This window comes from Amycolatopsis nivea (assembly GCF_004522235.1).
GTDB lineage: Bacteria > Actinomycetota > Actinomycetes > Mycobacteriales > Pseudonocardiaceae > Amycolatopsis > Amycolatopsis nivea.
This window is the reverse complement of record NZ_SDLT01000008.1, coordinates 209,091-231,283: the sequence shown is the minus strand read 5'-3', so window position 1 is coordinate 231,283 and position 22,193 is coordinate 209,091. Positions and strand designations below refer to the sequence as shown.

Genomic DNA, 22,193 nt, shown 5'->3' with positions numbered 1-22,193 from the left:
AACCGGCTGTCTTGTCCCCGGATCTGCTCCAGGTTTAGGTTCGGGGCCATGACGGAGACTCCCAGGCTGCCCGGCTTGACCTTGGCGGACGCCGACCGGCTGGTGGCGTCCGCGCTCGAGGTCGCGGCCGAACGCGGCTTCCCGCCGCTGGCGGTGGCGGTCCTCGACGTGGGCGGGTCGGTGATCTCGCTGCGCCGGGCCGACGGCGCGATGCCGATGACCAGCCGGATCGCGGTGGCGAAGGCGCGCACCGCGTTGCTGACGCTGCGGCCCTCGGGCAAGCTCGAGCTGCCGGGCGCGATCGTCGACAGCATCCAGCATCTTCACGGCGGCGACTACGTTCCGTTCGCCGGAGGCATCCTGATCACCGCCGACGGTGTGGTTCTCGGCGCGGCCGGAGCTTCCGGCGGACATGCGAAAGAGGACGAAGAGGCCGTCCAAACCGCTGCGGACCGGTGGCTCATGAGCGGCAATCCCGGTTAGCACCGGCATCGCCGCTCACGACACCCAGCTCACAACCGCTCAAGCACGGTCACGTTCGCCTGCCCGCCGCCCTCGCACATCACCTGTAGGCCGTACCGCCCGCCACTCCGCTCCAGTTCGTGCAGCAACGTGGTCATCAACCGCGCCCCGGTCGCCCCGATCGGGTGTCCCAGCGCGATCCCGCCGCCGTTCACGTTGACCTTCTCGTGCGGCACACCGATCTCCTGCATCCAAGCCAAAACCACCGGCGCGAACGCTTCGTTGCACTCGAACAGATCGATGTCCCCCACCGACAGCCCGGTCTTCTCCAACGCCCGCTGAGTAGCCGGAATCGGCGCGGTCAACATCCACACCGGATCCGCCCCGTACACGCTGATGTGATGCACCCGAGCCCGCGGCGTCAACCCGTGCTCCTCGACCGCCCGCTCGGAAGCGATCAGCAACGCTCCGGCCCCGTCACTGATCTGCGACGCCACCGCAGCCGTGATCGGACTGCCTTCCTCCAACGGCTTGAGACCGGCCATTTTCTCCAGCGTCGTATCCCGCCGAGGCCCTTCATCCACCGAAAACTCGCCGACCGGCGCGATCTCCCGCGAGAACCGGCCGGAATCGATAGCGGCCGAAGCCCGGCGATGGCTCTCCAAAGCGAACTCCTCCAGCGACCGCCGGGAAAGCCCCCACTTCTCCGCGATCATCCGCGCCGAGCGGAACTGCGACACTTCCTGATCACCGTACCGAGCCACCCACCCAGGCGACTCCGCAAAAGGCGTGCTGAACCCGAACTGCTGCCCCACCACCATCGCCGAAGAAATCGGAATCGCAGACATATTCTGCACTCCCCCGGCAACGATCAGATCCGCAGTCCCCGACATCACCCCCTGCGCCGCGAAATGCACCGCCTGCTGGCTGGACCCGCACTGCCGATCGATAGTCACCCCAGGCACGTGCTCCGGCAGCCCCGCCACCAGCCAAGCGGTCCGAGCCACATCCCCAGCCTGCGACCCGACCGTGTCGCAACAGCCGAACACGACATCGTCCACCGCACCGGGGTCGATCCCGGTCCGCTCCACCAGCGCACGGATCGCGTGCGCCCCCAAATCCGCGGAATGCGTCCCCGCGAGCGAACCGCCGCGCCGCCCGACCGGAGTGCGAACCGCGTCCACCACATATGCCTCAGGCACGAATCCTCCAGAATCAGGGATGCTGACTGCTCACCGAGACGACTTCACCGGTGAGATAAGACGAATAAGCACTAGCGAGGAACACCATCACATTGGCGACTTCCCAAGGTTCCGCCGCCCGCCCGAACGCCTCGCGCCCCTTCAGTTCGGTCAGCAATTCAGCAGTGGTGACCTTCTCCAGGAACGGATGCATCGCCAGACTGGGCGACACCGCGTTGACCCGAATCCCCGACGAAGCCAGATCCATCGCCGCCGATCGCGTCAACGCCATCACCCCGGCCTTGGCCGCCGCGTAATGCGCCTGCCCTTCCTGCGCCCGCCAGCCGATCACCGACGCGTTGTTCACGATCACCCCGCGGCAACCGCGAGCGATCATCCGCCGGGAAGCCGCCCGGATACACCGGAAAGTCCCGGTAAGCGTCACGTCGAGCACCAACGACCACTGCTCGTCCGTCATCTCGGTGATCGAAGCCGTACCGCCGAGACCGGCGTTGTTCACCATGACCTCGACCCCGCCGAACGGCTCGGCCGCGTCCAGCAAAGCGGCGACCTGCTCCTCCTTGGTCACGTCGCACACCACCGACGCGACCCGCTCGGCGCCGAACTCCGCCCCCAGCTTGGCAGCCGCCTCAGCGAGCCGCCGCTCGTGCGTATCCCCGATCACGACCGCCCGGGCGCCTTCCTCCAGGCACCGCCGGGCAACCGCCGCCCCGATGCCCGCGCCCGCCGCGGCAGTCACGACGACCACGCGCTCGGCAAGCAACCCGTGCCCCGGCACGTAATCAGGCGCGGGCTGTTCCGGTTTAACGCTCACGGTCGCGGCTCCCTAGGCAGGCCGAGCACCCGCTCGGCAATGATATTGCGCTGGATTTCGTCCGAACCGCCGTAAATGGTGTCGGCCCGGCTGAACAAGAAAAGCGTCTGCTGAGCATCAAGCTCGTAAGCACCGGCGGCAGTCAACGCGGAACCCCCGCGGACCTCCATCGCCAGTTCGCCCAGCTCCCGATGCCACCGAGCCCACAACAGCTTCGACACCGAAGCCTCCGGCCCCTGGGATCCAGCCTCGTACGCACTCAACGTCCGCAACGCATGCACCCGCAGCACCTCGAGGCCGACCTCGGCCCGCGCCAGCCGGTCCCGCACCACCGGATCGTCATAACGCCCGTTCGCCCGCGCGGCAGCCACAACGCCAGCCAATTCCCGGGCGAACCCGACCTGCTGCCCGATCGTCGACACCCCGCGCTCGAACCCGAGCGTCGCCATCGCGACCCGCCACCCGTCCCCGGGCGCGCCCACCACGAGGGACTCCGAAGTCCGGGCCCCGTCGAAGAAGACCTCGTTGAACTCGCTGGTCCCGGTCAGCTGCCGGATCGGCCGGACCTCGACCCCGGGCTGGTCCATCGGCACCAGCAAGTACGACAGCCCGGCGTGCCGCCGAGAACCCGGCTCGGTCCGCACCACCGCGAAGCACCACTGCGCGTGCTGAGCGAGCGACGTCCAGATCTTCTGCCCGTCGATCACCCACTCGCCGCCCTCCAGCCGGGCCCGCGTCCGCACCCCGGCCAGATCCGACCCGGCGCCCGGCTCGGAATAGCCCTGGCACCACAGCTCGGTGACCCCGGCGATCCCCGGCAGGAACCGCCGCCGCTGCTCGTCCGTGCCGTGCGCGATCAACGTCGGCCCGAGCAGTTCCTCGCCGAGGTGGTTGACCCGTGCCGGCGCGTTCGACCGCGCGTACTCCTCATGGAAGATCACCTGCCGCAGCAGGCTCAGCCCGCGCCCGCCGTACTCGACCGGCCAGCCGAGGCAGGTCCAGCCGTGCGCCGCCAGATGCTGGTTCCACGCCTGCCGTTCCTCCGGCGCCTCGTGCTCGCGCCCGGATCCGCCGAGGCCCTTCAGCGTGGCGAACTCGCCCGCGAGGTGGTCGCCGAGCCACTCGCGCACCTCGGCGCGGAACTGCTCGTCCTCGGGGGTGTAGCGAAGATCCACCCGTCCTCCTGGTCCGCCGGTGCCGGTCCCGCCACGCTACCAAACCAAGCACTTGTTTGGTAGCATCGCCGCCGAACCGAGAAGGAGTGATGCGCGTTGAGCGGAACCGAAGAAAGCACCGACGAGCAGGTCGTGACGTACGAGGTGCGCGGTCCGGTCGCGGTCGTCACGCTGAACCGGCCGCAGTACCGCAACGCCCAGAACTCGAAGATGACGTACGCGCTCGACGCCGCGTTCACCAAGGCGGTGGACGATCCGGACGTCAAGGCGATCGTGCTGGCTGGCAACGGCAAGCACTTCTGCGCCGGGCACGACATCGGCACCCCGGGCCGCGACATCGACCAGAGCTTCGAGCGCAAAGCGGTCATCTGGTGGGACCACACCGACCGGGCGGGCGTCGATTCGCGGTTCGCCCGCGAGTCGGAGGTCTACCTCGGCATGTGCCGGCGGTGGCGGGAGATCCCGAAGCCGGTGATCGCGATGGTGCAGGGCGCGTGCATCGCGGGCGGTCTTATGCTCGCGTGGTCGTGCGACTTCATCGTGGCCTCCGACGACGCGTTCTTCTCCGATCCGGTCGTGCGGATGGGCATCCCGGGCGTCGAGTACTTCGCGCACCCGTGGGTGATGAACCCGCGCGCGGCGAAGGAGTTCCTCTACACCGGCGACCGGTTCGGGGCCGACCGTGCGCAGGCGCTCGGCATGGTCAACCACGTCGTGCCGCGCGCCGAGCTGGAAGAGGCGACGTTCGCCATCGCCGAGCGCATCGCGCAGATGCCGCAGCTGGGCCTCGCGCTCACGAAGAAGGCTGTCAACCAAGCCGAAGACCTGATGGGCATGCGGTCCGGAATGGACTCGGTGTTCGGCCTGCACCACGCCGCGCACGCGCACAACGCCGAGCTGGACACCGATTCGCTCGCCGGGCTCGACGCGCGTTCCATGGCGAAGGCCAACAAGAAGGCCGCGGGAGAGTCATGAGCCCGGAATTCACCGCCGCGGAAGAGGAATTCCGCGCGGAAGCCCGTGCCTGGCTGGCGGAGAACAGCCCGGGCCCGCTGCCGTCGATGGACACCGAGGACGGCGCCCGCGCGCACCGCGAGTGGGAAGCGAAACTCGCCGAGGGCCGGTGGTCCGTGGTCACCTGGCCGGCCGAGTACGGCGGCCGCGACGCGACGCTGACTGAATGGGTGCTGTTCGAGGAGGAGTACTACCTCAGCGGCGCGCCGACCCGGATCGCGCAGAACGGCATCTCGCTGCTTGCCCCGATCATCTTCGAGCACGGCACCGACGAGCAGCGCCAGCGGCACCTTCCGCGCACCGCCAACGGCACCCGGATCTGGGCCCAGGCCTGGTCCGAGCCGGAGGCGGGCAGCGACCTCGCCGGGATCCGCAGCACCGCCGTCCGCGACGACGACCGCGGCGGCTGGGTCCTGGGCGGTCAGAAGATCTGGAGCTCCCGCGCCCCGTTCGCGGACTGGGGTTTCGGCCTGTTCCGCTCCGATCCGGAAGCCGAACGGCACCGCGGGCTCACCTACTTCCTGTTCCCGCTCGATTCGGACGGCGTCACCGTCCGGCCGATCGCCCAGCTCGACGGCGACTGCGGGTTCGCCGAGATCTTCTTCGACGACGTCTTCGTGCCTGATCAGGACGTCCTCGGCGGGGTGGGCGACGGCTGGCGCGTCGCGATGAGCACGGCGGGCAACGAACGCGGCCTGTCGCTGCGTTCGCCGGGCCGGTTCCTCGCGGCGGCGGACCGGCTGCTCGACCTCTGGGCCGAGCGCGGAGCCGAAGCGCCGCACCTGCGCGACCGCGTGGCCGACGCGTGGATCAAGGCCGAGGCCTACCGGCTCTACACCTGGGACACCGTCGACCACGTGCAGCACGGCGGCGACGTCGGCGCGGCGGGCAGCGTCAACAAGCTCTTCTGGACCGGGCTCGACCTCGGCATCCAGGAAACCGCGCTGGACCTGCTCGGCGCGGGCCAGGAGGTGCGCGGACGGTGGACGGAGGACTACCTGTTCGCCCTCGGCGGCCCGATCTACGCCGGCACCAACGAAATCCAGCGCAACATCGTCGCGGAACGGCTGCTCGGCCTCCCCCGCGGCGACCGCAGGAAGGCACAAGCATGAAGTTCCGGCTGTCCGCCGAACAGCGCGCGTTCGCCGAAGCGCTGGACGCCCTGCTGGGCGCGGCCGACGTCCCCGGCGTCAACCGGTCCTGGGCGGCCGACCGGCCGGAATCCGGGCTGCTGCTGTGGAAACAGCTCGCCGAACTGGGCGTGACCGCGCTCGGCGTGCCCGAGGAACACGGCGGCGTCGGCGGGACTCCGGTCGATCTCGTCGTCGCTTTCGAACGACTCGGATACCACGGCGTGCCGGGTCCGGTGATCGAGTCGATCGCCGCCGCGCCCGCGCTGCTCACCGACGCTTCGCTGCTGTCCGCGCTGGCTTCCGGCGACGCGGTGGTGACCTTCGCGAGCGCGCCGGACACTCCGTACGCGCTGGATGCCAACGTCGCGACGGACGTCTTCGTGGTCGGCGATTCGCTGGCTCGGGCGGAAATCGGCCGCTCGCTGCAGTCGGTCGATCCCTCCCGGCATCTGTTCGAGGTGACCGCCGGTGCCGACGTTCAGCCGCTTTCCCCGGAAACCCGCGCACAGGCGCTCGATCTCGCCAGCCTCGCCTGCGCCGCGGAGCTGCTGGGCTGCGGCGAACGGATGCTGGCCGACACCGTCGCCTACCTCGGTCAGCGCCGTCAGTTCGGCCGCGTGATCGGCGAGTACCAAGCACTCAAGCACGCCGCCGCCGACGTCCGCGTGGCGCTCGACTTCGCCCGTCCGCTGGTGCTCGGCGCGGCCCGCGAACCCAGTGCTCGGGCGATCTCGGCAGCGAAGGTCGCGACGTCGGACGCGGCGCAGCTCGCCGCGCGCACCGGACTGCAGTTGCACGGCGCGATCGGTTACACGCTCGAGTGCGACCTGAGCCTGTGGCTGTTGCGGGTCCGGGCGCTCGTGGGCTGCTGGGGCACGCCTGCCGTGCACCGCGCGCGGGTGCTGGAGAGCCTGATGAGGGACCGCTGATGCACTTCGCGCTGACCGACGAGCAGCGGGAACTCGCCGCCGCCGTCCGAGGGCTGGTCACCCGGCGGGCCGCGAAGACCGATCTGCGGGCGGCGATCGACTCCCCCTCCGGATACGACACCGAACTGTGGGCCGCGTTGTGCGAGCAGATCGGCATCGCGGCGCTGGCCATCCCCGAGGAGTACGGCGGGGCCGGGTTCAGCCTCTTCGAGACACATGTCGTACTGGAGGAGCTGGGTGCGAGCCTGACCCCGTCGCCGCTGCTGGGGTCGGGTGTGCTTGCCGCACAAGCATTGCTGGCCGCGGACGCGCCGGAGCTGCTTCCCGGGATCGCGGCGGGCGAGGTCGTCGCGCTGGCCTGGGCGGACCGCGGCGGACGGCATCGGACCGACGGTTCGGACGTGGTCGCGTCCTCCGGCGTGCTGAACGGCACCGCGACGTTGGTGCTGGACGGTGCGCAGGCATCTCACCTGCTCGTGGTTGCCATGGCAGATGGACGCCCTGCGCTGTTCCAAGCCTCCGCGACGCCTGAAGCGACCCCGGCGGTCGACCAGACGCTCAGGTTCGCCAAGGTGGAGTTCCGCGACACCCCGGCGACCCTGCTCGCCGCCGACTTCGCCGAAGCGCTCCCCCGGCTGCACGCCATCGCCGCGATCGCTTGCACCGCACTGCAAGTCGGCGGTGCACAGTCCTGTTTGGACCGAACCGTCGCGCATCTCAAGGAGCGCGAACAGTTCGGCCGCCCGCTCGGTTCGTTCCAGGCGTTGAAACACCGGGTCGCGGACATGCTGGTGCAGGTCGAAACCGCGCGCTCGATCTCCTGGGCGGCCGGATTCGCGGCGAGCAACGGCGACGACGTCGTCCAGCAGGCGGCGTACGCGAAATCGTGGTGCAGCGAGGCTTTCACCGCGGTCGCCTCGGAAACCGTCCAGCTGCACGGCGGGATCGCGATCACCTGGGAACACGACGCCCAGCTGTATTTCAAGCGGGCGCACGCGCTGGCGCAGCTTTTCGGCGACGCCCGCGAGCACCGGGCCCGGCTCCGGAGCGACGCATGATCCACCACGTCGGAATCACCGTGCACGACCTCGCCGCGTCGACCGAGTTCTACCGCGACCTGCTGCGCGGCAGCGTCGAAGGCCCGTTCGAGCGCAGCGGGCCGCGGATCGACGAGGTCACCGGATACCCGGGAGTGATCGTGCGGCAGAGCTTCGTGTCGACCGGCGACGGCGACACGGTGGTCGAGCTGCTGCAGTACGAAAACGGGTCGCCGGAGCGGATCGACCCGGACCACGGGCAAGCGGGCGCCGCGCACGTCGCGATCACCGTCGCCGACCTGGACGCGACGCTGGAACGGCTGCGCGGACGCGGGGTCGCCGCGATCTCGGAGCCGATCGTCACGAGCCACCCGATGGCGGGCTGCCGCGCGGTGTACGTGCTCGATCCGGACCGGGTCCGCGTCGAACTGGTGCAACTGCCCGCCTGAGCAAGACGAACACACTGGAGGAACGAATGGGCGGCAAGTCCATGACCCTGGACGGCGTCACCGAGTACGTCCGGTCCGGGATGACCGTCGGGATCGGCGGCTGGGGGTCGCGGCGCAAGCCGATGGCGATGGTGCGCGAACTGCTGCGCAGCGACGTCGAAGACCTCACGCTGGTCACTTTCGGCGGGCCCGAGGTCGGGCTGCTGTGCGCGGCGGGCAAGGTGCGCCGGGTGATCTACGGGTTCGTCTCGCTCGACACGATCCCGCTCGACCCGCATTTCCGCGCCGCGCGCGAGGGCGGCCGGGTCGAGACGACGGAGTACGACGAGGGCATGTTCGTCGCGGCGCTCCGGGCGGGCGCCAACCGGCTGTCGTTCCTGCCGACTCGGGCCGGGCTGGAAAGCGACGTGCTGCTGATGAACCCGGAGCTGAAGACGGTCGCGTCGCCCTATGACGACGACGTCTACATCGCGGTGCCCGCGGTGCGCCCGGACGTGTCGCTGCTGCACCTCAACCGCAGCGACACCCTCGGCAACGGCCAGTTCCTCGGCCCAGACCCGTATTTCGACGACCTGTTCGCGATGGCGTCGGGCAAAACGCTGCTGAGCGTCGAGAAGATCGTGGACACCGAGGACCTCACCGCCACCGAGCGGTCGACGTCGCTGCTGATCAGCCGGATGTTCGTGAACGGCGTGATCGAAGCCCCGAACGGCGCGCACTTCACCTCGTGCGACCCGGATTACGGCCGCGACGAGGCGTTCCAGCGGCATTACGCCCAGTCGGCGCAGGACGAGGTCGCGTGGAAGCAGTTCCGCGAGACCTTCCTGACCGGCGACGAGGCCAGCTACCACGAAGCAGTGCGCGCCTTCCACCGCGCGACCGAGAAGGAGTCCGCATGAGTGCCCCCGCAACCCGCGCCGAGGTCTGCATCGCCGCGTGCTCCGACGCGTGGCGCGGCTCCGGCGAGGTGCTGGCCCACGCGGTCGGCACGGTCCCGGCGGTCAGCGCGCGGCTGGCGCGGCTCACCCACTCCCCCGAACTGGTGCTGTCCGACGGCGAATGCCACTTCATGGCCGACCCGCCGCCGCTGGGCAAGACCGCGGCGGCGGGCGGGACCGTCGAGGGCTGGGCCCCGTTCGGGCGGATCTTCGACATCCTCAACACCGGGCGGCGGCATTCGATGATGGGCGCGAGCCAGATCGACCGGTTCGGCAACCAGAACATCTCGCTGATCGGCGACTGGCGGAAGCCGAAACGCCAGCTCATCGGCATGCGCGGCGCGCCGGGGAACACGGTCAACCACCGCACCGACTACTGGGTGAGCCGGCATTCGAACCGGGTGTTCGTGGACCGGGTGGACGTGGTGTCCGGGGTCGGCAACGACCGGGCCCGCTCGCACGCGTCGACGGCGTTGCGGTTCCACGACCTCGGCGTCGTGGTGACCGACCTGGCGGTGCTCGACTACGACGAGGACGGCCGGCTGAAGGTGCGCTCGCTGCACCCGGGCGTCACCGAAGAAGAGGTGCGCGCGAACACCGGTTTCGAGCTGGACTTCAGCGGCGCGGGCATGTCGCGGGTGCCGGACGAGCACGAGCTGGACCTGATCCGCACCGTGCTCGACCCGAAGAACGCCCGGGACCGGGAGGTCAAGGAGCCCCGGTCCTGAACCGCTCAGCCGGCGAGCAGACCGCCGTACAGCATCGCGAGGTACTGCTCCGCCACGACGTCGTGGCGGAGCTTCCCGCGCGGGTTGTACCAGCGGACCGACGACCAGACGGTGTCCCGGATGAACCGGTACACGAGGCTCACCTCGAGGTCGTCGCGGAATTCGCCGGTCTCGCGGCCCGCCTGGAGCACGCCGAGCCACAGTTTTTCGATCTTCAGCGACGTCTTCCCGACGAATTCGAAATCGGCGAGGCTGCCGACGACGGCCGATTCGTTCTGGTAGAGCGCCACCGCGAACGGCCGCTCGTGAATCGTCGCGAAAGCGGTGTACACCAGCGCGTCGAACTGCTCGCGCGGCGTGCCGTCCTTCCCGGCGATCTCGGTGAACGCGGCCAGCAGGTCGTCCATGAACTCCTTGAGGATCTCGCGGAGCATGTCCTCCTTGGACGCGAAATGGTGGTACAGGCTCCCGGAAAGGATGCCCGCCTCGTCGGCGATGTCGCGGACGGTGGTCTGGGAATAGCCCCGGGTCGCGAAGAGCTGAGCGGCGATGCCCAGCAGCTCGCCGCGCCGGGTGCCGCCGTTCTTGACCGGGGCCCGGCCGGTTCGCGGAGTCATCGCATGGATCCCTTCCTGCCCGCTGCTTTCCCCTATGCTACCGAACAAGCACTTGTTCAGTGAGGAGACCCGCGTGTCGACACCTCGCACGATGCCCGCCCTGCTCGACGAAGCCGCCCGCCGCCACGGCGGCGCCCCGGCTGTGGTCGACGGTACGACACAGCTGTCCTGGACCGCATTGCGGGAGCAAGTGCGGGTGGTTTCCCGCGCGCTGGCCGCGGTCGGCGTCCGGTCCGGCGACCGGGTCGCGGTGTGGTCGCCGAACCGGGTGGAGTTCATCCTGACGTTCCTGGGCGCGCAGTGCCTCGGCGCGGCGCTGGTGCCGATCAACACCCGGTATCGCGGCGAGGAAGCCCGGGTGGTGCTGGAACGGTCCGGTGCGTCGGTGCTGGTGCTGTGCAACGGATTCCTCGGCAACGACTATCTCGGCATGCTCACCGAAGCCGCCTCCCGTTCGGGCGGCTCCGGTGCGGTGCCTGGACTTCCGCAACTGCACACCGTGATCGACCTCGGATCGGACGGCGTCGCGTTGCCGTGGAACGAATTCCTCGCCGGGGCGGAGTCGGTGCCCGCTGTCGACGAATCCGTGGTGACGCCTTCGACGGTGGCAGACATTCTCTACACCTCGGGCACCACCGGAGTGCCCAAGGGCGTGATGAGCACGCACGCCCAGACGATCGGTGTCGCGGATGTCTGGGCGAAGGGCGCGTCGCTCACTCCCGCCGACAACTACGCGATCGTCAACCCGTTCTTTCACTCCTTCGGCTACAAGGCCGGGGTGGTCGCGGCGATCACCGCTGGCACGACCATCTACCCGGTGCTGACGTTCGACCCGGTCGCGTTGATGGAGTTAGTCGAGCGAGTTGGCATCTCAGTGCTGCCCGGTGCGCCGACCATCTTCACCACGCTGATCAACCACCCGCGCCGCACCGAATTCGACCTGTCGTCCCTGCGCTTCGCGATCGCCGGCGCGGCTTCGGTGCCGGAGAACCTGTTCTCGGACATGCTGGAAATCCTCGGCTTCGAGCAGGTCGCGCAGGCGTACGGACTCACCGAATGCGTGGTGGCGACCCAGTCGAGGCCGAACGAGGACCCCCGCCACGTCGCCCACACGACCGGCCCGGCGGTGCCCGGCCTGGAGATCCGCGCGGTCGACAGCGAGGGCAAGGACGTGCCGGTCGGCGCGGACGGCGAAATCCTCATCCGCGGCGAGTTCGTGATGCTCGGCTACTTCGACGACCCGGACGCGACCGCAGCGGCGATCGACGCCGACGGCTGGCTGCACACCGGCGACGTCGGACAGCTGGACGAACACGGCTGCGTCAAGATCACCGGGCGGCTCAAGGACATGTTCACCGTGGGCGGGTTCAACGTGTACCCGGCCGAGGTGGAAAACGTGCTGAGCACCCACCCGGACGTCGTGGAAGCCGCGGTGATCGGCGTGGACGACGACCGGATGGGCTCGGTGGGGCGCGCTTACGTGACGCTGTGGGCGGGGGTCGAGCTGGACGCGGAGGGGCTGCGCGAGTACTGCCGGGAACGGCTGGCGAACTTCAAGGTGCCACGCGAGTTCGTGGCGATCGCGGAGCTGCCGCGGAACGCGAGCGGGAAGATCGTGAAGCGGGAACTGGCCTGACGGTCGCGGCTCACCGGGAACTCAGCGGAGCGGGCTCCGACGTAGTGGCCCGGAAAGTCCGCCCCAGTTCTGGCCCCCGGCCGACGTAGTGGCGAAACACGTAAAACAACGGCTCCCAAGCAGCCACGCGAATATGCCGGAGGTCCGGTTCCGCGAGCGCCGGATGGACGTGCACCCGCAGCACCTCGGCTTCGACGATGCCGAGACCAGGGTCGCCGGGATGCCGCACGGCCGTCACCCGGCATTCGACCTGGAGCGGGCATTCCGCGGCTCGGTCGACCGCGACGAGGTCGGCCGGGACCGGGGTCAGACGGGCGGCGCCGAATTTGTCGCGTTCGGTCCGGAACTGGCCTGCCTTGTGCTCCGGCACCACGGGAGCACCGGTCAGCCCGGCCAAGCGTTCGACGGCGGGCCACAGTTCGGCGCTCGGGTAGTTCAGCACGCAGTCCGGCCGCTCGCGCAGGTTGGCGAAGGTGTGGCCGGTGCTGCCGAAGCCGAGCACGGCGGTGCGGCCGAGCACCCAGGCCGACGACATCGGGGCCAGGTTGGTCGTCCCGTCGGCGTTCGCACTGGACAGCAGCACGACGGGGGTGCCGGGGTAGAGCACCGGCGGGTCGATCACGACGGAATCCATGACCGCATCCTGGCGGCGGGACGGTTCGGCGGGCACCGAACCGTCCCGCGCGATCAGGCGAGCCGCTCCAGCACCATCGCCATGCCCTGGCCGCCCGCCGCGCACATCGTCTCCAGGCCGAAGGTCGCGTCCCTCGCCTGCAGCCCGTGCAGCAGCGTCGTCGCCATTCGCGCGCCCGTTGAGCCGAACGGGTGCCCCAGGGCGATCGCCCCGCCATGCACGTTGACGCGGTCGAGGTCCAGGCCCAGCTGGTCCACGCACGGCAGCACCTGCGCGGCGAAGGCTTCGTTCATCTCCACCAGGTCAACGTCCTCAACGGACAGTCCGGCCCGGCCCAACGCCTGCTGGCTCGCCTCGACCGGACCCAGCCCCATGATCTCCGGGCTCAACGCCGACACCCCGGTGGCGACGATCCGCGCCAGCGGCTGAATCCCCAGTTCGCGCGCCCGGACGTCGCTCATCACCACCAGCGCGGCCGCTCCGTCGTTGAGCGGGCAGCAGTTCGCCGCGGTAACCGTCCCGTCTGGACGGAACACCGGCTTCAGTTGAGATACCTTCTCCAGCGTCACGCCCGCGCGCGGACCGTCGTCTGTGGACACCACAGTGCCGTCCGGCAAGGTCACCGGCGTGATGTCCTTCTGCCAAAACTCCCCCGCCGCCTCGGCGAGATTCTGGCTGCGCACCGCGAAGGCGTCTTGATCCGATCGGGACACTCCACAATGGTCCGCGACGTTCTCCGCGGTCTCGCCCATCGCGATGTAGACGTCCGGCAGCGCGCCGTCTTTCCGCGGGTCTGTCCATTGCAGACCACCGGCGGCCCGCTTCTCCGTCACAGCCATCGCGTCGGCGTAAAGCGGGTTCTTCGTGTCCGGCATGCCGTCGGCTTTCCCTTGGGAGAACCGCGAAACGCACTCGACGCCCGCTGAGACGAACACGTCGCCCTCGCCGGCGCGGATCGCGTGCATCGCCATCCGCGTGGTCTGCAGCGAGGACGCGCAATAGCGATGCACCGTCGTGCCGGGCACCGCGTCGAGACCGAGCCGCAGCGCGACCATCCGGCCGAGGTTGTACGCCTGTTCCCCGGCCGGTTGCGCGCAGCCGAGCATCAGGTCGTCGATCCGGCCGACCTCCGGGACCGCGGCCAGCGCGGCTTCGACCATCTGCGCGGCGAGGTCGTCCGGCCGCAGGTCCTTGAGCGATCCCTTGTACGCCCGCCCGATCGGCGAGCGGGCGGCGGAGACGATCACGGCTTCGGGCACAGCGAGGTCCTCCTCAGGCGTTCGGGGTGTGCTGGAGGAAAGCGGGCCATTCGCCGCCTCCGTCCACATTGAGCACTGCTCCGCTGACATGGCTCGCGAGCGGCGACGCGAGCAGCAAACAGGCTTGGCCGACCTCGGCCGGCGACGCGAACTGTCCGCGCGGGATCGTCCGGGCGACCGCGTCGCGCTGTGCCGGATCGCCGTAGTGGTCCTCGGAACCCGGCGTCTCGACCAATCCGCAGCTGACCGCGTTGACCCGCACCCGCGGAGCCCACTCGACCGCCAAGCTGGTCGTGAGACTTTCCAGCGCCGCCTTCGCCGCGCCGTACACCGCGGTGCCCGGGCTGGGCCGCCGCGCCGAAATCGACGTGATGTTCACCGCCGACGCCCCGGGCGTCTCGCGCAGGATCGGATGCGCCGCCTGGAGGACATACGCCGCGGACAGGAAGTTGAGCTCGTTGATCTTGCGGTGAAACCGCGGCGACGCCTCGGCGAACTGCGCGAACGGCGCGCCGCCCGCGTTGTTGACCACGACGTCGAGCCGTCCGTGCCGCTCGCCGATCTCCTCCAGCCACTGCCGGACCTGCTCCGGCTCCCGCACATCGACCTGCGTGAACCGCGGCTTGCGGCCGTCCGCCTCGCGCAGCTGCCCGGGTTCCGTGCGTCCGCAGATCTCGACCTCGGCACCCGCTTCGAGGAACGTCGCCACGATGCCGTCGCCGACTCCGCGCGCTCCGCCAGTGACGAGGACGACGCGATCGGTCAGGTCGAAGCTGACTGGCATGCTGCTCCTTCTCGCCGGGAGCGCTCAGCTTACCAAACAAATGCTAGGTTGAGGACGAGGAGGTTTTCCATGCCACAGGAAGCAATCCGGCGAGTCAGCATCGTCACCGGGGGCGCGCTGGGGATCGGCGGGGCGACCAGCCGCCGCCTCGCCGCGCGCGGGGACCTGGTCGTGCTGAACGACATCGACGCCCCCGCCGCTGCCGCCGCGCGCGCCGAGATCGAGGCGGCCGGCGGCGCGTGCGAAACGGTCATCGGCGACATCGTGACGGACGAGGCGGTCGAGGCCGTCACCGCCGCGGCCCTGCGCCTGGGCGACGGACGGATCGACGTCCTGGTCAACAATGTCGGCGATTTCCGCCCCGCTTCCCGGGATTTCCTGCACAGCACGCCGGACCAGTGGGCGCGCTTGCATGAACTGAACCTGCTGCACGTCTTCAAGCTCACGCACCGGGTGCTGCCGCACATGATCTCGCAGGGCTCCGGCGTGATCGTGAACAATTCGACGGTGGAAGCGTTTCGCGGCATCCCCGGACACGCGGTGTATTCCGCTTACAACGCCGGGGTTTCGGCGTTCACGAAGAGCCTGGCCGTCGAGGTCGGGCGGCATGGCGTGCGGGTGAACGCGATCGCGCCGGACCTCGCGGACAGCCAGCAGACACCCGCCGCCGCGATGCTGCGCGACAACGACCCGGCCGCGATCGAAACCTGGGTGCCGCTGGGCCGGTTCGGGCACGTGGACGAGTACGCGAAGGTGATCGAGTTCCTGACGACGGACGCGGCTTCCTACGTAACCGGCCACACGATCCCGGTGGACGGCGGGACGCTCGCGGCTTCGGGATGGTATTTGCGGACGAACCGGAAGGGGTTCACGAACTTTCCACGGCAAACGTGAGGCGGTGAGGCGGGTCCGGCTCCCTTCGGCTCACGCCACCACGGCCCCGTCCTCGCCTCACTGCTGCCCGTCCTCGGCCCGTCACGGCCCCGCCTTCACCTCACCGCGACCCGTCCTCACCCACTACAGCCCCGTCTTCACTCCCCCACAGCCCGCCCTCGCCCCGGCCACAGCCCCGCCTTCACCCCGTTACAGACCGTCCTCACCCCGCCACAGCCCTGCCCTCGCCGCACCACGGATTCGTCCCTCGCCCCGCGTCGGCCCCGCCATCGCACCATCGCGGCCCCGTCCTGGCCGCACCGCGACTCCGCCCATCCGCCACCACTCGCCCAGCCCGCGCACCACCACGGCCCCTCCCACGAGCCGCCAACCCCCGCCCGGCCCACGCGCAGCCGACCAGCCGGGCGGCAACCCGAACGGTGCCTCGTGAGTGTTCATGCCGGTTAGAACCGGTATGAACACTCACGAACCGCTCAGCCCACGTACCCCGCAGGCTGTCCCCAGTCCGCGCCCCGGGTCGTAGTCCGGTCCACCAGCACGCACCGCGTCCCGGTGAAGTTCGTCGGCATGCACTTGTTGCAGTGGATGCACAACGACGGCGTCTCCGGCTCCGCAGCGATGCGGTTCACCAGATCCGGCTCGCGCAGCAACGCCCGCCCCATCGCGACGTACTGGAACCCTTCCCGCATCGCCAAATCCATCGCCGCGCGGTCGGTGATCCCGCCGAGCAGCACCATCGGCAGCTTCACCGCCGCCCGGATCTGCCGCGCGTCCTCGAGCAGAAACGCGTCCCGGTAAGGATATTCGCGAATGAAATGCTTCCCGACCGCCTGCACGCCCAATTTCAGCGGCTGCGGCATCACCGCCGCGAACTCGCGGACCGGCGCGTCCCCTTTGAAGAGGTACATCGGGTTGAGCAGCGACGATCCGGCGGTCATTTCGAGCGCGTCGCAGGTGCCGTCGGCTTCGAGCCATTGCGTCACCGGGATGGCTTCGTCGAGCCAGAAGCCGCCGGGTGCGCCGTCGTCCATGTTCATTTTCACGATCACCGCGATCCGGTCGCCGACGGCGTCGCGCACCGCACGCATCGTGTCGCGCGCGAGCCGGGCGCGGTTTTCCAGCGAGCCGCCGTATTCGTCGTTGCGATGGTTGAGTTTCGGGCTCAAGAAGGAACTGATCAGGTAGTTGTGTCCTAAGTGGACCTCGATCGCGTCGAAGCCGCACTCGATGGCGCGCAGGGCCGCGTCGGCGTGGGCGCGTTTGACGCGTTCGATGCCCGCGTGGTCGATTTCCTGGGCGAAACTGAGCGTCGTCTTGTGGAAGTACCGGCTCGGCGCGAGCGCGGGCAGCCCGTTCCCCTTCGGATTCGCGACCGGCCCGCCGTGCCCGATCTGCGCCGAGACCGCCGCGCCCTCGGCGTGCACCGCGTCGGTGAGCACGCGCAGTCCAGGGAGGGATTCGTCGGTCCAGTAGATCTGATGCCGGTCGGTGCGGCCTTCCTTGGCGACCGCGCAGTAGGCGACCGTCGTCATCCCGACGCCGCCCTTCGCGTAGCCGACGTGGAAATCGACCAGATCCCGGGTGACCCGGCCGTGATGGCTGAGCCCCTCGTAGGTCGCCGCCTTGACAACGCGATTGCGCAACTGCACCGGCCCGAGCCGGGCAGGAGCCAGCGGATCGGGCGGGGTGGTGGTCGTGGAAGTCACCCTGCCACGGTAGGAAACGGAGGGTGCGGCCCGCTCCCACGATCTCGGTGACCGGGAGAGCGGCGGGCTCTTGAGTGCGGTAACGCCGCGGCCGGGCCCGGCGACTTCTCTTCATGCCTCACCGGAGGAGAAACCGCCCATGACCGATTTCAAGCCGCGTCCCCGCTATCACCCCGACGCGTTCACCGGACCCGTCGCGATCGCCGAGCGGCTCAAGGAAGCGTCCGAAACGGACGGGCCGACGGACTACGCGAACCGGATCAACCTGGAGATCCTGGGCCAGCTCGCGGCGATCCGACGGCACGCGCTGGTCATCGCCACCATTGTCGTGATGTGGGCGATCGTGACCTCGATCGGGATCATCGTCATCACGGCGCAGCTGCTGAGTAGTGCGTCGCCCGCATACCGCTACTGAGGGACCGGCCAGGGAGCCGCTTCCTCCAGCTGCGCCGCCAGCGACAGCAACAACCCCTCCTGCCCCAGGTCCGCCGCGAACTGCACCCCCAACGGCAAGCCGTCATCGTCGCTCCCGAGTGGGAGTGAGATCGCAGGCATTCCGGTCACGTTGAAAACGCTGGTCCACGCCGAGAACCCAGCCGCGTGCTCATAGATCGACGCGGGATCCGTCGTGTCCAGCAAGCCCAGCGGCGGAGTCGGAAGCGGCAACGTCGGCGTGAGCAGCACGTCGTAGGAGGTGAAGACCTGCCCGACCTCCCACCCGATCTCCTGGGCCCGTCGCAGTGCGCGGTGGAGTTGGTTGGCGGTCAAGCCCCGGTAGTGGTCCAGCAGCAGCTCAGTGAACGGCTCGACATCGCCCGGCCGGAGTTCGCGGCCCAGGGCGGCCAGCCGGTCTTCGACGATCACCACCAGGTCCGCGCCCATCAGCACTCCGCCGGTCGTGCGGACTTCCGGGAAGTCGAACGGGGCCACGGTTTCCTCGACGTGATGGCCTAGTTCCTCGCACAGTTTCGCCGTCTGCTGCACCGCGGCGAGACACGCCGGATGCGGGTCGACGCCGGTTCGGGCTTGGGTGGCCAGGCCGATGCGGAGGCGGCCGGGGGTGCGGCGGGTCGCGTCGAGGAAGGTGCCGGGAGACGTCGGGGCGGCGAAGGCTTCACCCGGGAGTGGTCCGGCGATCGCGTCCAGCAGGGCTGCGCTGTCACGGACAGTCGTGGTCACCGCGTGGGCGACGGAGACCGGGGCGGCGAGGGTGCCGGAGTCGGGGGCGCCGGTGGTGCGGCCGCGGCTCGGTTTCAGGCCGACCAAACCGCACATGGCTGACGGGATCCGGATCGAGCCGCCGCCGTCGGTTGCGTGGGCGGCGGGGACCAGGCCCGCGGCGACGGCGGCTGCGGAACCGCCGCTGGAGCCGCCGGGTGAGCGGGACGGGTCGTGCGGGTTGCGGGTGGGGCCGTGCAGTTGCGGTTCGGTGCTGGCGTTGAGGCCGAACTCCGGGGTGTTGGTGGTGCCGAGGATGACCAGACCGGCGCGTTTGTAGCGGCCGATCAGTTCGCTGTCCACTGTGGACACCGCAGAGGCGAAGAGCGCGCTGCCCTGGGTCGCGGGGAGACCGGCGATTTCGGCACCGAGATCCTTGACCAGGAACGGGACTCCGGTGAGCGGGCCGTCCGGGAGTCCGGCGTCGATTTCCGCGAGCGCGGCTTCGAAGCGACGGCCGACGACGGCGTTGAGCTGCGGATTCGCCTCCTCGATGCGGACGATCGCTTGCTCGGCGGCTTCCCGGGCGGACAGGTCGCCGCGGCGGATGGCGGCGGCGGTGTCGAGGGCTGAAAGGGTGGACACAGCGAGGTCTCCTCAGAAGGGCTCAGCCGAAGAAGGCTTGGCCGCCGTCGAGCGGCACGGTGGCTCCGGTCAGGTAGCGCAGGTCGGAGCCGACCAGCGCGACGACGGCGCGGCCGATGTCCTCCTCGCATTCCCCGATCCGGCCCATCGGAATGGTCGCGACGAATTTTTCGGCCTCTTCGGGATTGTGCTCGGTCCACCATTTCAACCCGGGCGACAACGCGTGCGGCGCGATCGCGTTGACTCGGATCCCGTCGCGCGCCCACTCCACTGCGGCAGTGCGCGACAGCGAGCGCAAGGCTTGTTTCGCTGCGGCGTAAGCACCGTAGGTGGTGGGATCCCAACGTACCATCGCTGATGTGACCAGGTTGACGATCGAACCGTCACCGGTCGCCTTCAAATGCGGGTGTGCAGCTTTCATGAACGCGAAAGCCGCGAACGGGCCGGTCTCGAAACCGCGCGCGAAATCCTCGTCGCTCATTTTTAGCAATGGACTGAAAGCGCCGGAGTACGCATTGTTGACCAGAATGTCCAGCCGGCCGAACCGCGCAACAACCTCGTCGACAACGCCGGGAATAGCCGTAGTATCCGCGACATCGCACTCGAACGGCTCCGCGGAACCTCCCCGCTCACGCACGAGGCGACAGGTCTCGTCGAGTTTGCCGCGCGTACGCCCGAGAACCGCGACCGACGCCCCCTCCCCTGCCAGCGCCAGCGCGATTCCTTGCCCGACGCCTTGTCCGGCACCCGTCACCAGGGCCACCCGGCCCGCGAGCGTGTTCATCGGCCTCCTTCGTCTGGGGCAACCGGTCGCGCGACGTGTTTCGCCACGAAAATGCCGTCGGCGGAAACGCAAACCTGGCCGCCGGCGAGAATTTCGCCGGTGGTGTGGATCCGGCGGCCCTCGCTGGATTGCTGCCGCGCGCGAATCGTCAGTTCCTCGAACAGCGGGGTCGTCCGGTGGTAGCGGACGCTGAGCGTGCCGGTCATCCCGTCCGGCCCGGGCCCCCAGCTGTTGGCGACGCCGAGCGCGTGATCCAGCAGCAGCGCGGAAATCCCGCCGTGCACGCAGCCCGGCGGACCCTGATAAGGCAGGCCGAGCGTCACGGTTCCGGTGACCGAGCCGTCCGGCAAACCGTGCAGGCGCAGCGGCGGCGCGAGCGCGTTTTCCGGGCCGGTAACGGGATCGTGGCGCGGTCGTCCGGCCCACATTCCGACGAACCGGTCTTGCCGCTCCGGCGCGTGTTCTTCGAGCTGGTCGGCGATCCGGTCGAGTTCGCGGGCGATCTCGGTCATCGGCGCGGTGCTGTCCGCACCCGCGTGCAGGAGCGCGCTGACCACCCGGCGGGCCGCCGCGACGGCAGCGTCGATGCCGTCGTCGTTCGGAACGGGCGACAACGGGACGTTCTCGGCGTAAGTCGTCATCAGTAGTGCGCCGCCGGGCGGAGGGTCGCCTCAGCGCCGCCGTCGACGTAGACGACCTGGCCGGTGATGTGCGTGGTCGCGGCGTCGGCGAAGTACGCGAGGACGCGCGCGACGTCTTCCGCAGCTGCATAACCGTGCAGCGGCATCGGGACTGCTTTGTCCATCACGGCTTTCATCTGCGGGTCGGCGAAAAGCCCGTCGGTCATCGGCGTCCGGACCACGCCGGGCGCGACCACGTTGACCGCGATTCCCGCGTCGGCCCAGCCGGGCGAAACCGACGTCCGGCGCGCCCATTGCGCGATCGCGGACTTCGAGGACGGGTACAGCTGGAGCGCGCGATTGTCCGCGATCGCCGCGCGGGCGGCGGTCAGCGCGGCTTGCTCGTCGCCGCGCAGGCAGGCGTCGACCACGGCGGGGTCGTTCGGCTGGGTCCCGGAGATCGAGCCGACCAGCACGACCCGCGGCGCCTCGGATTTCGCGAGCAGCGGCTGCAGGGCTTCGATGAACTCGGTGCTGCCGAAGTAGTTCACCGTGACCATGGCTTCGCCGGGATTCGACGTGCCGGCGCAGGTCACCACGGCGTCCACCGGCCCGGTGCGCTTGCCGACCTCCTCGGCGGCAGCGGCGCGACCGTGCGGGGTCGAAAGGTCCGCGTCCACGTCGCTGCCCGCGAGGTCGACGCCGAGGACCCGGTCGCCGCGTTCGGCGAGGAGACCGCTGAGCGCCGCCCCGATCCCCGAACTCGCTCCGGTGACGACGACGGTGCGCGGCATGAGGGCCTCCTGAGGTGGGGTTCCGGGAACGGCCCCGACGCTACGAGGACTCAGCCCGGCGCGGCGGTCCCATCCCGGTCACCGGGAGAACCCGGCCCGCCCAGCCCCGCCAGCAGCAACCGGCAAGCCAGCACCGTGTCCGCCTCCGCCTCCTCGGCGGTGATGTGCCCGTTCAGCTGGGAGGTCAGCACGCCGTACCAGGTCTGCTCGATCAGCCGGACCAGACGGCGGTCGTGCTCGCTCGCCTCGGCCACCCCGGCGACGCGCAGGATCAGGTCGGCGAACTCGACCGTCGCGGCCATGTTCGGCGACTCCCCCGCGACGGTCGCGTTGTTCGACTGCAGCATCGCCTGCGCGAGCCGCGGCCGTTCCAGCAGGCGGCGGGCGGCGTCGACCAGCACGCGCGCGACCGCCTCAGCCGGTTCCTGGCCGGGCTCGACCGGGACGCTGTTGCGGTCCAGCTGCTCGACCTGGCTGTGCAGCAGCGCGGTGAACAGGACCGTCTTGGACGGGAAGTACCGGTAGAGCGTGGCGATGGCGACGCCGGCGTCGCGGGCGACGTCGAGCATCTGGATCCGGTCGAGGCCGTGCTCGGCGCCGTGGTCCGCGGCCGCTCGCAGGATGCGGCGGTAGCGCTCCTGCTGCGCGGGCGAACTCGGCGTGGCCGGCGCCCGGTTTTCGGCGACTCTCGGCACCGCGACTCCTCCGCTCGTGATCAGGCCATTCTCGCGCACGATCCTCCCACCGGGCGCCGCCGCTACCGGTGAGTGGGATGACCGCG

The 22,193-nt window shown here is 69.7% G+C and carries 24 protein-coding genes; 11 read left to right on the top strand and 13 right to left on the bottom strand.

Translation table 11 applies throughout. The annotated features are described in order from the left end of the window. The first annotated feature begins 48 nt into the window (after window positions 1-48). On the top strand, window positions 49-483 hold the full coding sequence (locus EIZ44_RS12630) for a GlcG/HbpS family heme-binding protein (RefSeq protein WP_240691276.1): 435 nt from the start codon (window positions 49-51) through the stop codon (window positions 481-483). Window positions 484-512: 29 nt separating this feature from the next. Here EIZ44_RS12630 and EIZ44_RS12625 read toward each other — a convergent pair whose 3' ends face one another. From EIZ44_RS12625 to EIZ44_RS12615, 3 genes are read right to left on the bottom strand one after another with little or no spacing between them, the layout of a single operon-like run. Then, entirely contained in the window at window positions 513-1,664 is a 1,152-nt protein-coding gene (locus EIZ44_RS12625; RefSeq protein WP_134728653.1) for an acetyl-CoA C-acetyltransferase, read from the bottom strand. A gap of 13 nt (window positions 1,665-1,677) precedes the next feature. Continuing rightward, the gene (locus EIZ44_RS12620; RefSeq protein ID WP_134728652.1) at window positions 1,678-2,478 is read right to left on the bottom strand and encodes an SDR family oxidoreductase; all 801 of its coding nucleotides are present in this window, start codon (window positions 2,476-2,478) and stop codon (window positions 1,678-1,680) included. After that, on the bottom strand, window positions 2,475-3,653 hold the full coding sequence (locus tag EIZ44_RS12615) for an acyl-CoA dehydrogenase family protein (RefSeq protein WP_134728651.1): 1,179 nt from the start codon (window positions 3,651-3,653) through the stop codon (window positions 2,475-2,477). Before EIZ44_RS12615 ends, EIZ44_RS12620 begins: the two co-directional genes overlap by 4 nt. A 96-nt stretch (window positions 3,654-3,749) precedes the next feature. Between EIZ44_RS12615 and EIZ44_RS12610 the strand changes: the two genes are divergently transcribed. Genes EIZ44_RS12610 through EIZ44_RS12580 form a run of 7 tightly spaced genes read left to right on the top strand, consistent with a single transcriptional unit; the run spans window position 3,750 to window position 9,881 of the window. Beyond that, window positions 3,750-4,628, top strand: a complete 879-nt coding sequence (locus tag EIZ44_RS12610; RefSeq protein ID WP_037812239.1) for an enoyl-CoA hydratase — start codon at window positions 3,750-3,752, stop codon at window positions 4,626-4,628. Continuing rightward, window positions 4,625-5,779 carry an acyl-CoA dehydrogenase family protein gene (locus EIZ44_RS12605; RefSeq protein ID WP_134728650.1) on the top strand — a complete coding sequence of 385 codons (1,155 nt, stop codon included), beginning with the start codon at window positions 4,625-4,627 and terminating at the stop codon, window positions 5,777-5,779. The genes EIZ44_RS12610 and EIZ44_RS12605 overlap by 4 nt, the downstream gene beginning before the upstream one ends. Then, window positions 5,776-6,729 carry an acyl-CoA dehydrogenase family protein gene (locus tag EIZ44_RS12600; RefSeq protein WP_134728649.1) on the top strand — a complete coding sequence of 318 codons (954 nt, stop codon included), beginning with the start codon at window positions 5,776-5,778 and terminating at the stop codon, window positions 6,727-6,729. The genes EIZ44_RS12605 and EIZ44_RS12600 overlap by 4 nt, the downstream gene beginning before the upstream one ends. Further along, the gene (locus EIZ44_RS12595) at window positions 6,729-7,787 is read left to right on the top strand and encodes an acyl-CoA dehydrogenase family protein (RefSeq protein ID WP_043835627.1); all 1,059 of its coding nucleotides are present in this window, start codon (window positions 6,729-6,731) and stop codon (window positions 7,785-7,787) included. The genes EIZ44_RS12600 and EIZ44_RS12595 overlap by 1 nt, the downstream gene beginning before the upstream one ends. Continuing rightward, window positions 7,784-8,215 (top strand): VOC family protein, encoded by a 432-nt coding sequence (locus tag EIZ44_RS12590; protein WP_043835628.1) that lies wholly within the window; start codon window positions 7,784-7,786, stop codon window positions 8,213-8,215. Before EIZ44_RS12595 ends, EIZ44_RS12590 begins: the two co-directional genes overlap by 4 nt. A gap of 26 nt (window positions 8,216-8,241) precedes the next feature. After that, entirely contained in the window at window positions 8,242-9,114 is an 873-nt protein-coding gene (locus EIZ44_RS12585; RefSeq protein WP_134728648.1) for a CoA transferase subunit A, read from the top strand. Continuing rightward, window positions 9,111-9,881, top strand: coding sequence for a CoA-transferase subunit beta (locus tag EIZ44_RS12580; RefSeq protein WP_134728647.1), 771 nt, complete (start codon window positions 9,111-9,113; stop codon window positions 9,879-9,881). Before EIZ44_RS12585 ends, EIZ44_RS12580 begins: the two co-directional genes overlap by 4 nt. 5 nt (window positions 9,882-9,886) lie before the next feature. Here EIZ44_RS12580 and EIZ44_RS12575 read toward each other — a convergent pair whose 3' ends face one another. After that, window positions 9,887-10,498, bottom strand: coding sequence for a TetR/AcrR family transcriptional regulator (locus EIZ44_RS12575; RefSeq protein ID WP_078870430.1), 612 nt, complete (start codon window positions 10,496-10,498; stop codon window positions 9,887-9,889). Window positions 10,499-10,571: 73 nt separating this feature from the next. Here EIZ44_RS12575 and EIZ44_RS12570 point away from each other — a divergent pair, with 73 nt between their 5' ends. Next, a complete protein-coding gene (locus tag EIZ44_RS12570) occupies window positions 10,572-12,134 on the top strand; it encodes an AMP-binding protein (RefSeq protein ID WP_338081060.1) in 1,563 nt (520 codons plus the stop codon). 10 nt (window positions 12,135-12,144) lie between these two features. Here EIZ44_RS12570 and EIZ44_RS12565 read toward each other — a convergent pair whose 3' ends face one another. From EIZ44_RS12565 to EIZ44_RS12555, 3 genes are read right to left on the bottom strand one after another with little or no spacing between them, the layout of a single operon-like run. Further along, a complete protein-coding gene (locus EIZ44_RS12565; protein ID WP_051728900.1) occupies window positions 12,145-12,768 on the bottom strand; it encodes a flavin reductase family protein in 624 nt (207 codons plus the stop codon). Between the two features lie 53 nt (window positions 12,769-12,821). Then, window positions 12,822-14,027 carry an acetyl-CoA C-acetyltransferase gene (locus EIZ44_RS12560; RefSeq protein WP_037812253.1) on the bottom strand — a complete coding sequence of 402 codons (1,206 nt, stop codon included), beginning with the start codon at window positions 14,025-14,027 and terminating at the stop codon, window positions 12,822-12,824. A gap of 13 nt (window positions 14,028-14,040) precedes the next feature. Continuing rightward, window positions 14,041-14,811, bottom strand: a complete 771-nt coding sequence (locus tag EIZ44_RS12555) for an SDR family oxidoreductase (protein WP_037812255.1) — start codon at window positions 14,809-14,811, stop codon at window positions 14,041-14,043. 69 nt (window positions 14,812-14,880) lie between these two features. Between EIZ44_RS12555 and EIZ44_RS12550 the strand changes: the two genes are divergently transcribed. After that, the gene (locus EIZ44_RS12550; protein WP_134728646.1) at window positions 14,881-15,705 is read left to right on the top strand and encodes an SDR family NAD(P)-dependent oxidoreductase; all 825 of its coding nucleotides are present in this window, start codon (window positions 14,881-14,883) and stop codon (window positions 15,703-15,705) included. A 473-nt stretch (window positions 15,706-16,178) separates the two neighbouring features. On the opposite strand, the gene EIZ44_RS12545 is transcribed toward EIZ44_RS12550, so the two are convergent. Then, window positions 16,179-17,411, bottom strand: a complete 1,233-nt coding sequence (locus tag EIZ44_RS12545; RefSeq protein ID WP_134728645.1) for an NADH:flavin oxidoreductase — start codon at window positions 17,409-17,411, stop codon at window positions 16,179-16,181. 139 nt (window positions 17,412-17,550) lie between these two features. Here EIZ44_RS12545 and EIZ44_RS12540 point away from each other — a divergent pair, with 139 nt between their 5' ends. Beyond that, the gene (locus EIZ44_RS12540; RefSeq protein ID WP_037812259.1) at window positions 17,551-17,826 is read left to right on the top strand and encodes a hypothetical protein; all 276 of its coding nucleotides are present in this window, start codon (window positions 17,551-17,553) and stop codon (window positions 17,824-17,826) included. Here the strand turns inward: EIZ44_RS12540 and EIZ44_RS12535 are convergent. From EIZ44_RS12535 to EIZ44_RS12515, 5 genes are read right to left on the bottom strand one after another with little or no spacing between them, the layout of a single operon-like run. Then, the gene (locus EIZ44_RS12535) at window positions 17,820-19,214 is read right to left on the bottom strand and encodes an amidase (protein WP_134728644.1); all 1,395 of its coding nucleotides are present in this window, start codon (window positions 19,212-19,214) and stop codon (window positions 17,820-17,822) included. The genes EIZ44_RS12540 and EIZ44_RS12535 overlap by 7 nt on opposite strands. 22 nt (window positions 19,215-19,236) lie before the next feature. Next, entirely contained in the window at window positions 19,237-19,998 is a 762-nt protein-coding gene (locus EIZ44_RS12530; protein WP_037812261.1) for an SDR family NAD(P)-dependent oxidoreductase, read from the bottom strand. Continuing rightward, entirely contained in the window at window positions 19,995-20,639 is a 645-nt protein-coding gene (locus tag EIZ44_RS12525) for a PaaI family thioesterase (protein ID WP_037812262.1), read from the bottom strand. The genes EIZ44_RS12530 and EIZ44_RS12525 overlap by 4 nt, the downstream gene beginning before the upstream one ends. Continuing rightward, on the bottom strand, window positions 20,639-21,412 hold the full coding sequence (locus EIZ44_RS12520; protein ID WP_037812263.1) for an SDR family oxidoreductase: 774 nt from the start codon (window positions 21,410-21,412) through the stop codon (window positions 20,639-20,641). Before EIZ44_RS12520 ends, EIZ44_RS12525 begins: the two co-directional genes overlap by 1 nt. Window positions 21,413-21,462: 50 nt before the next feature. Continuing rightward, on the bottom strand, window positions 21,463-22,107 hold the full coding sequence (locus EIZ44_RS12515; protein WP_051728922.1) for a TetR/AcrR family transcriptional regulator: 645 nt from the start codon (window positions 22,105-22,107) through the stop codon (window positions 21,463-21,465). Between the last annotated feature and the right edge of the window lie 86 nt (window positions 22,108-22,193).

What these genes read in the sequence shown, in the direction of transcription:
- EIZ44_RS12525 (WP_037812262.1), bottom strand. Translation starts at nt 20,639, where the DNA reads ATGACGACTTACGCCGAGAACGTCCCGTTGTCGCCCGTTCCGAACGAC.
- EIZ44_RS12585 (WP_134728648.1), top strand. Translation starts at nt 8,242, where the DNA reads ATGGGCGGCAAGTCCATGACCCTGGACGGCGTCACCGAGTACGTCCGG.
- EIZ44_RS12520 (WP_037812263.1), bottom strand. Translation starts at nt 21,412, where the DNA reads ATGCCGCGCACCGTCGTCGTCACCGGAGCGAGTTCGGGGATCGGGGCG.
- EIZ44_RS12630 (WP_240691276.1), top strand. Translation starts at nt 49, where the DNA reads ATGACGGAGACTCCCAGGCTGCCCGGCTTGACCTTGGCGGACGCCGAC.
- EIZ44_RS12550 (WP_134728646.1), top strand. Translation starts at nt 14,881, where the DNA reads ATGCCACAGGAAGCAATCCGGCGAGTCAGCATCGTCACCGGGGGCGCG.
- EIZ44_RS12605 (WP_134728650.1), top strand. Translation starts at nt 4,625, where the DNA reads ATGAGCCCGGAATTCACCGCCGCGGAAGAGGAATTCCGCGCGGAAGCC.
- EIZ44_RS12600 (WP_134728649.1), top strand. Translation starts at nt 5,776, where the DNA reads ATGAAGTTCCGGCTGTCCGCCGAACAGCGCGCGTTCGCCGAAGCGCTG.
- EIZ44_RS12565 (WP_051728900.1), bottom strand. Translation starts at nt 12,768, where the DNA reads ATGGATTCCGTCGTGATCGACCCGCCGGTGCTCTACCCCGGCACCCCC.
- EIZ44_RS12555 (WP_037812255.1), bottom strand. Translation starts at nt 14,811, where the DNA reads ATGCCAGTCAGCTTCGACCTGACCGATCGCGTCGTCCTCGTCACTGGC.
- EIZ44_RS12575 (WP_078870430.1), bottom strand. Translation starts at nt 10,498, where the DNA reads ATGACTCCGCGAACCGGCCGGGCCCCGGTCAAGAACGGCGGCACCCGG.
- EIZ44_RS12540 (WP_037812259.1), top strand. Translation starts at nt 17,551, where the DNA reads ATGACCGATTTCAAGCCGCGTCCCCGCTATCACCCCGACGCGTTCACC.
- EIZ44_RS12590 (WP_043835628.1), top strand. Translation starts at nt 7,784, where the DNA reads ATGATCCACCACGTCGGAATCACCGTGCACGACCTCGCCGCGTCGACC.
- EIZ44_RS12530 (WP_037812261.1), bottom strand. Translation starts at nt 19,998, where the DNA reads ATGAACACGCTCGCGGGCCGGGTGGCCCTGGTGACGGGTGCCGGACAA.
- EIZ44_RS12595 (WP_043835627.1), top strand. Translation starts at nt 6,729, where the DNA reads ATGCACTTCGCGCTGACCGACGAGCAGCGGGAACTCGCCGCCGCCGTC.
- EIZ44_RS12580 (WP_134728647.1), top strand. Translation starts at nt 9,111, where the DNA reads ATGAGTGCCCCCGCAACCCGCGCCGAGGTCTGCATCGCCGCGTGCTCC.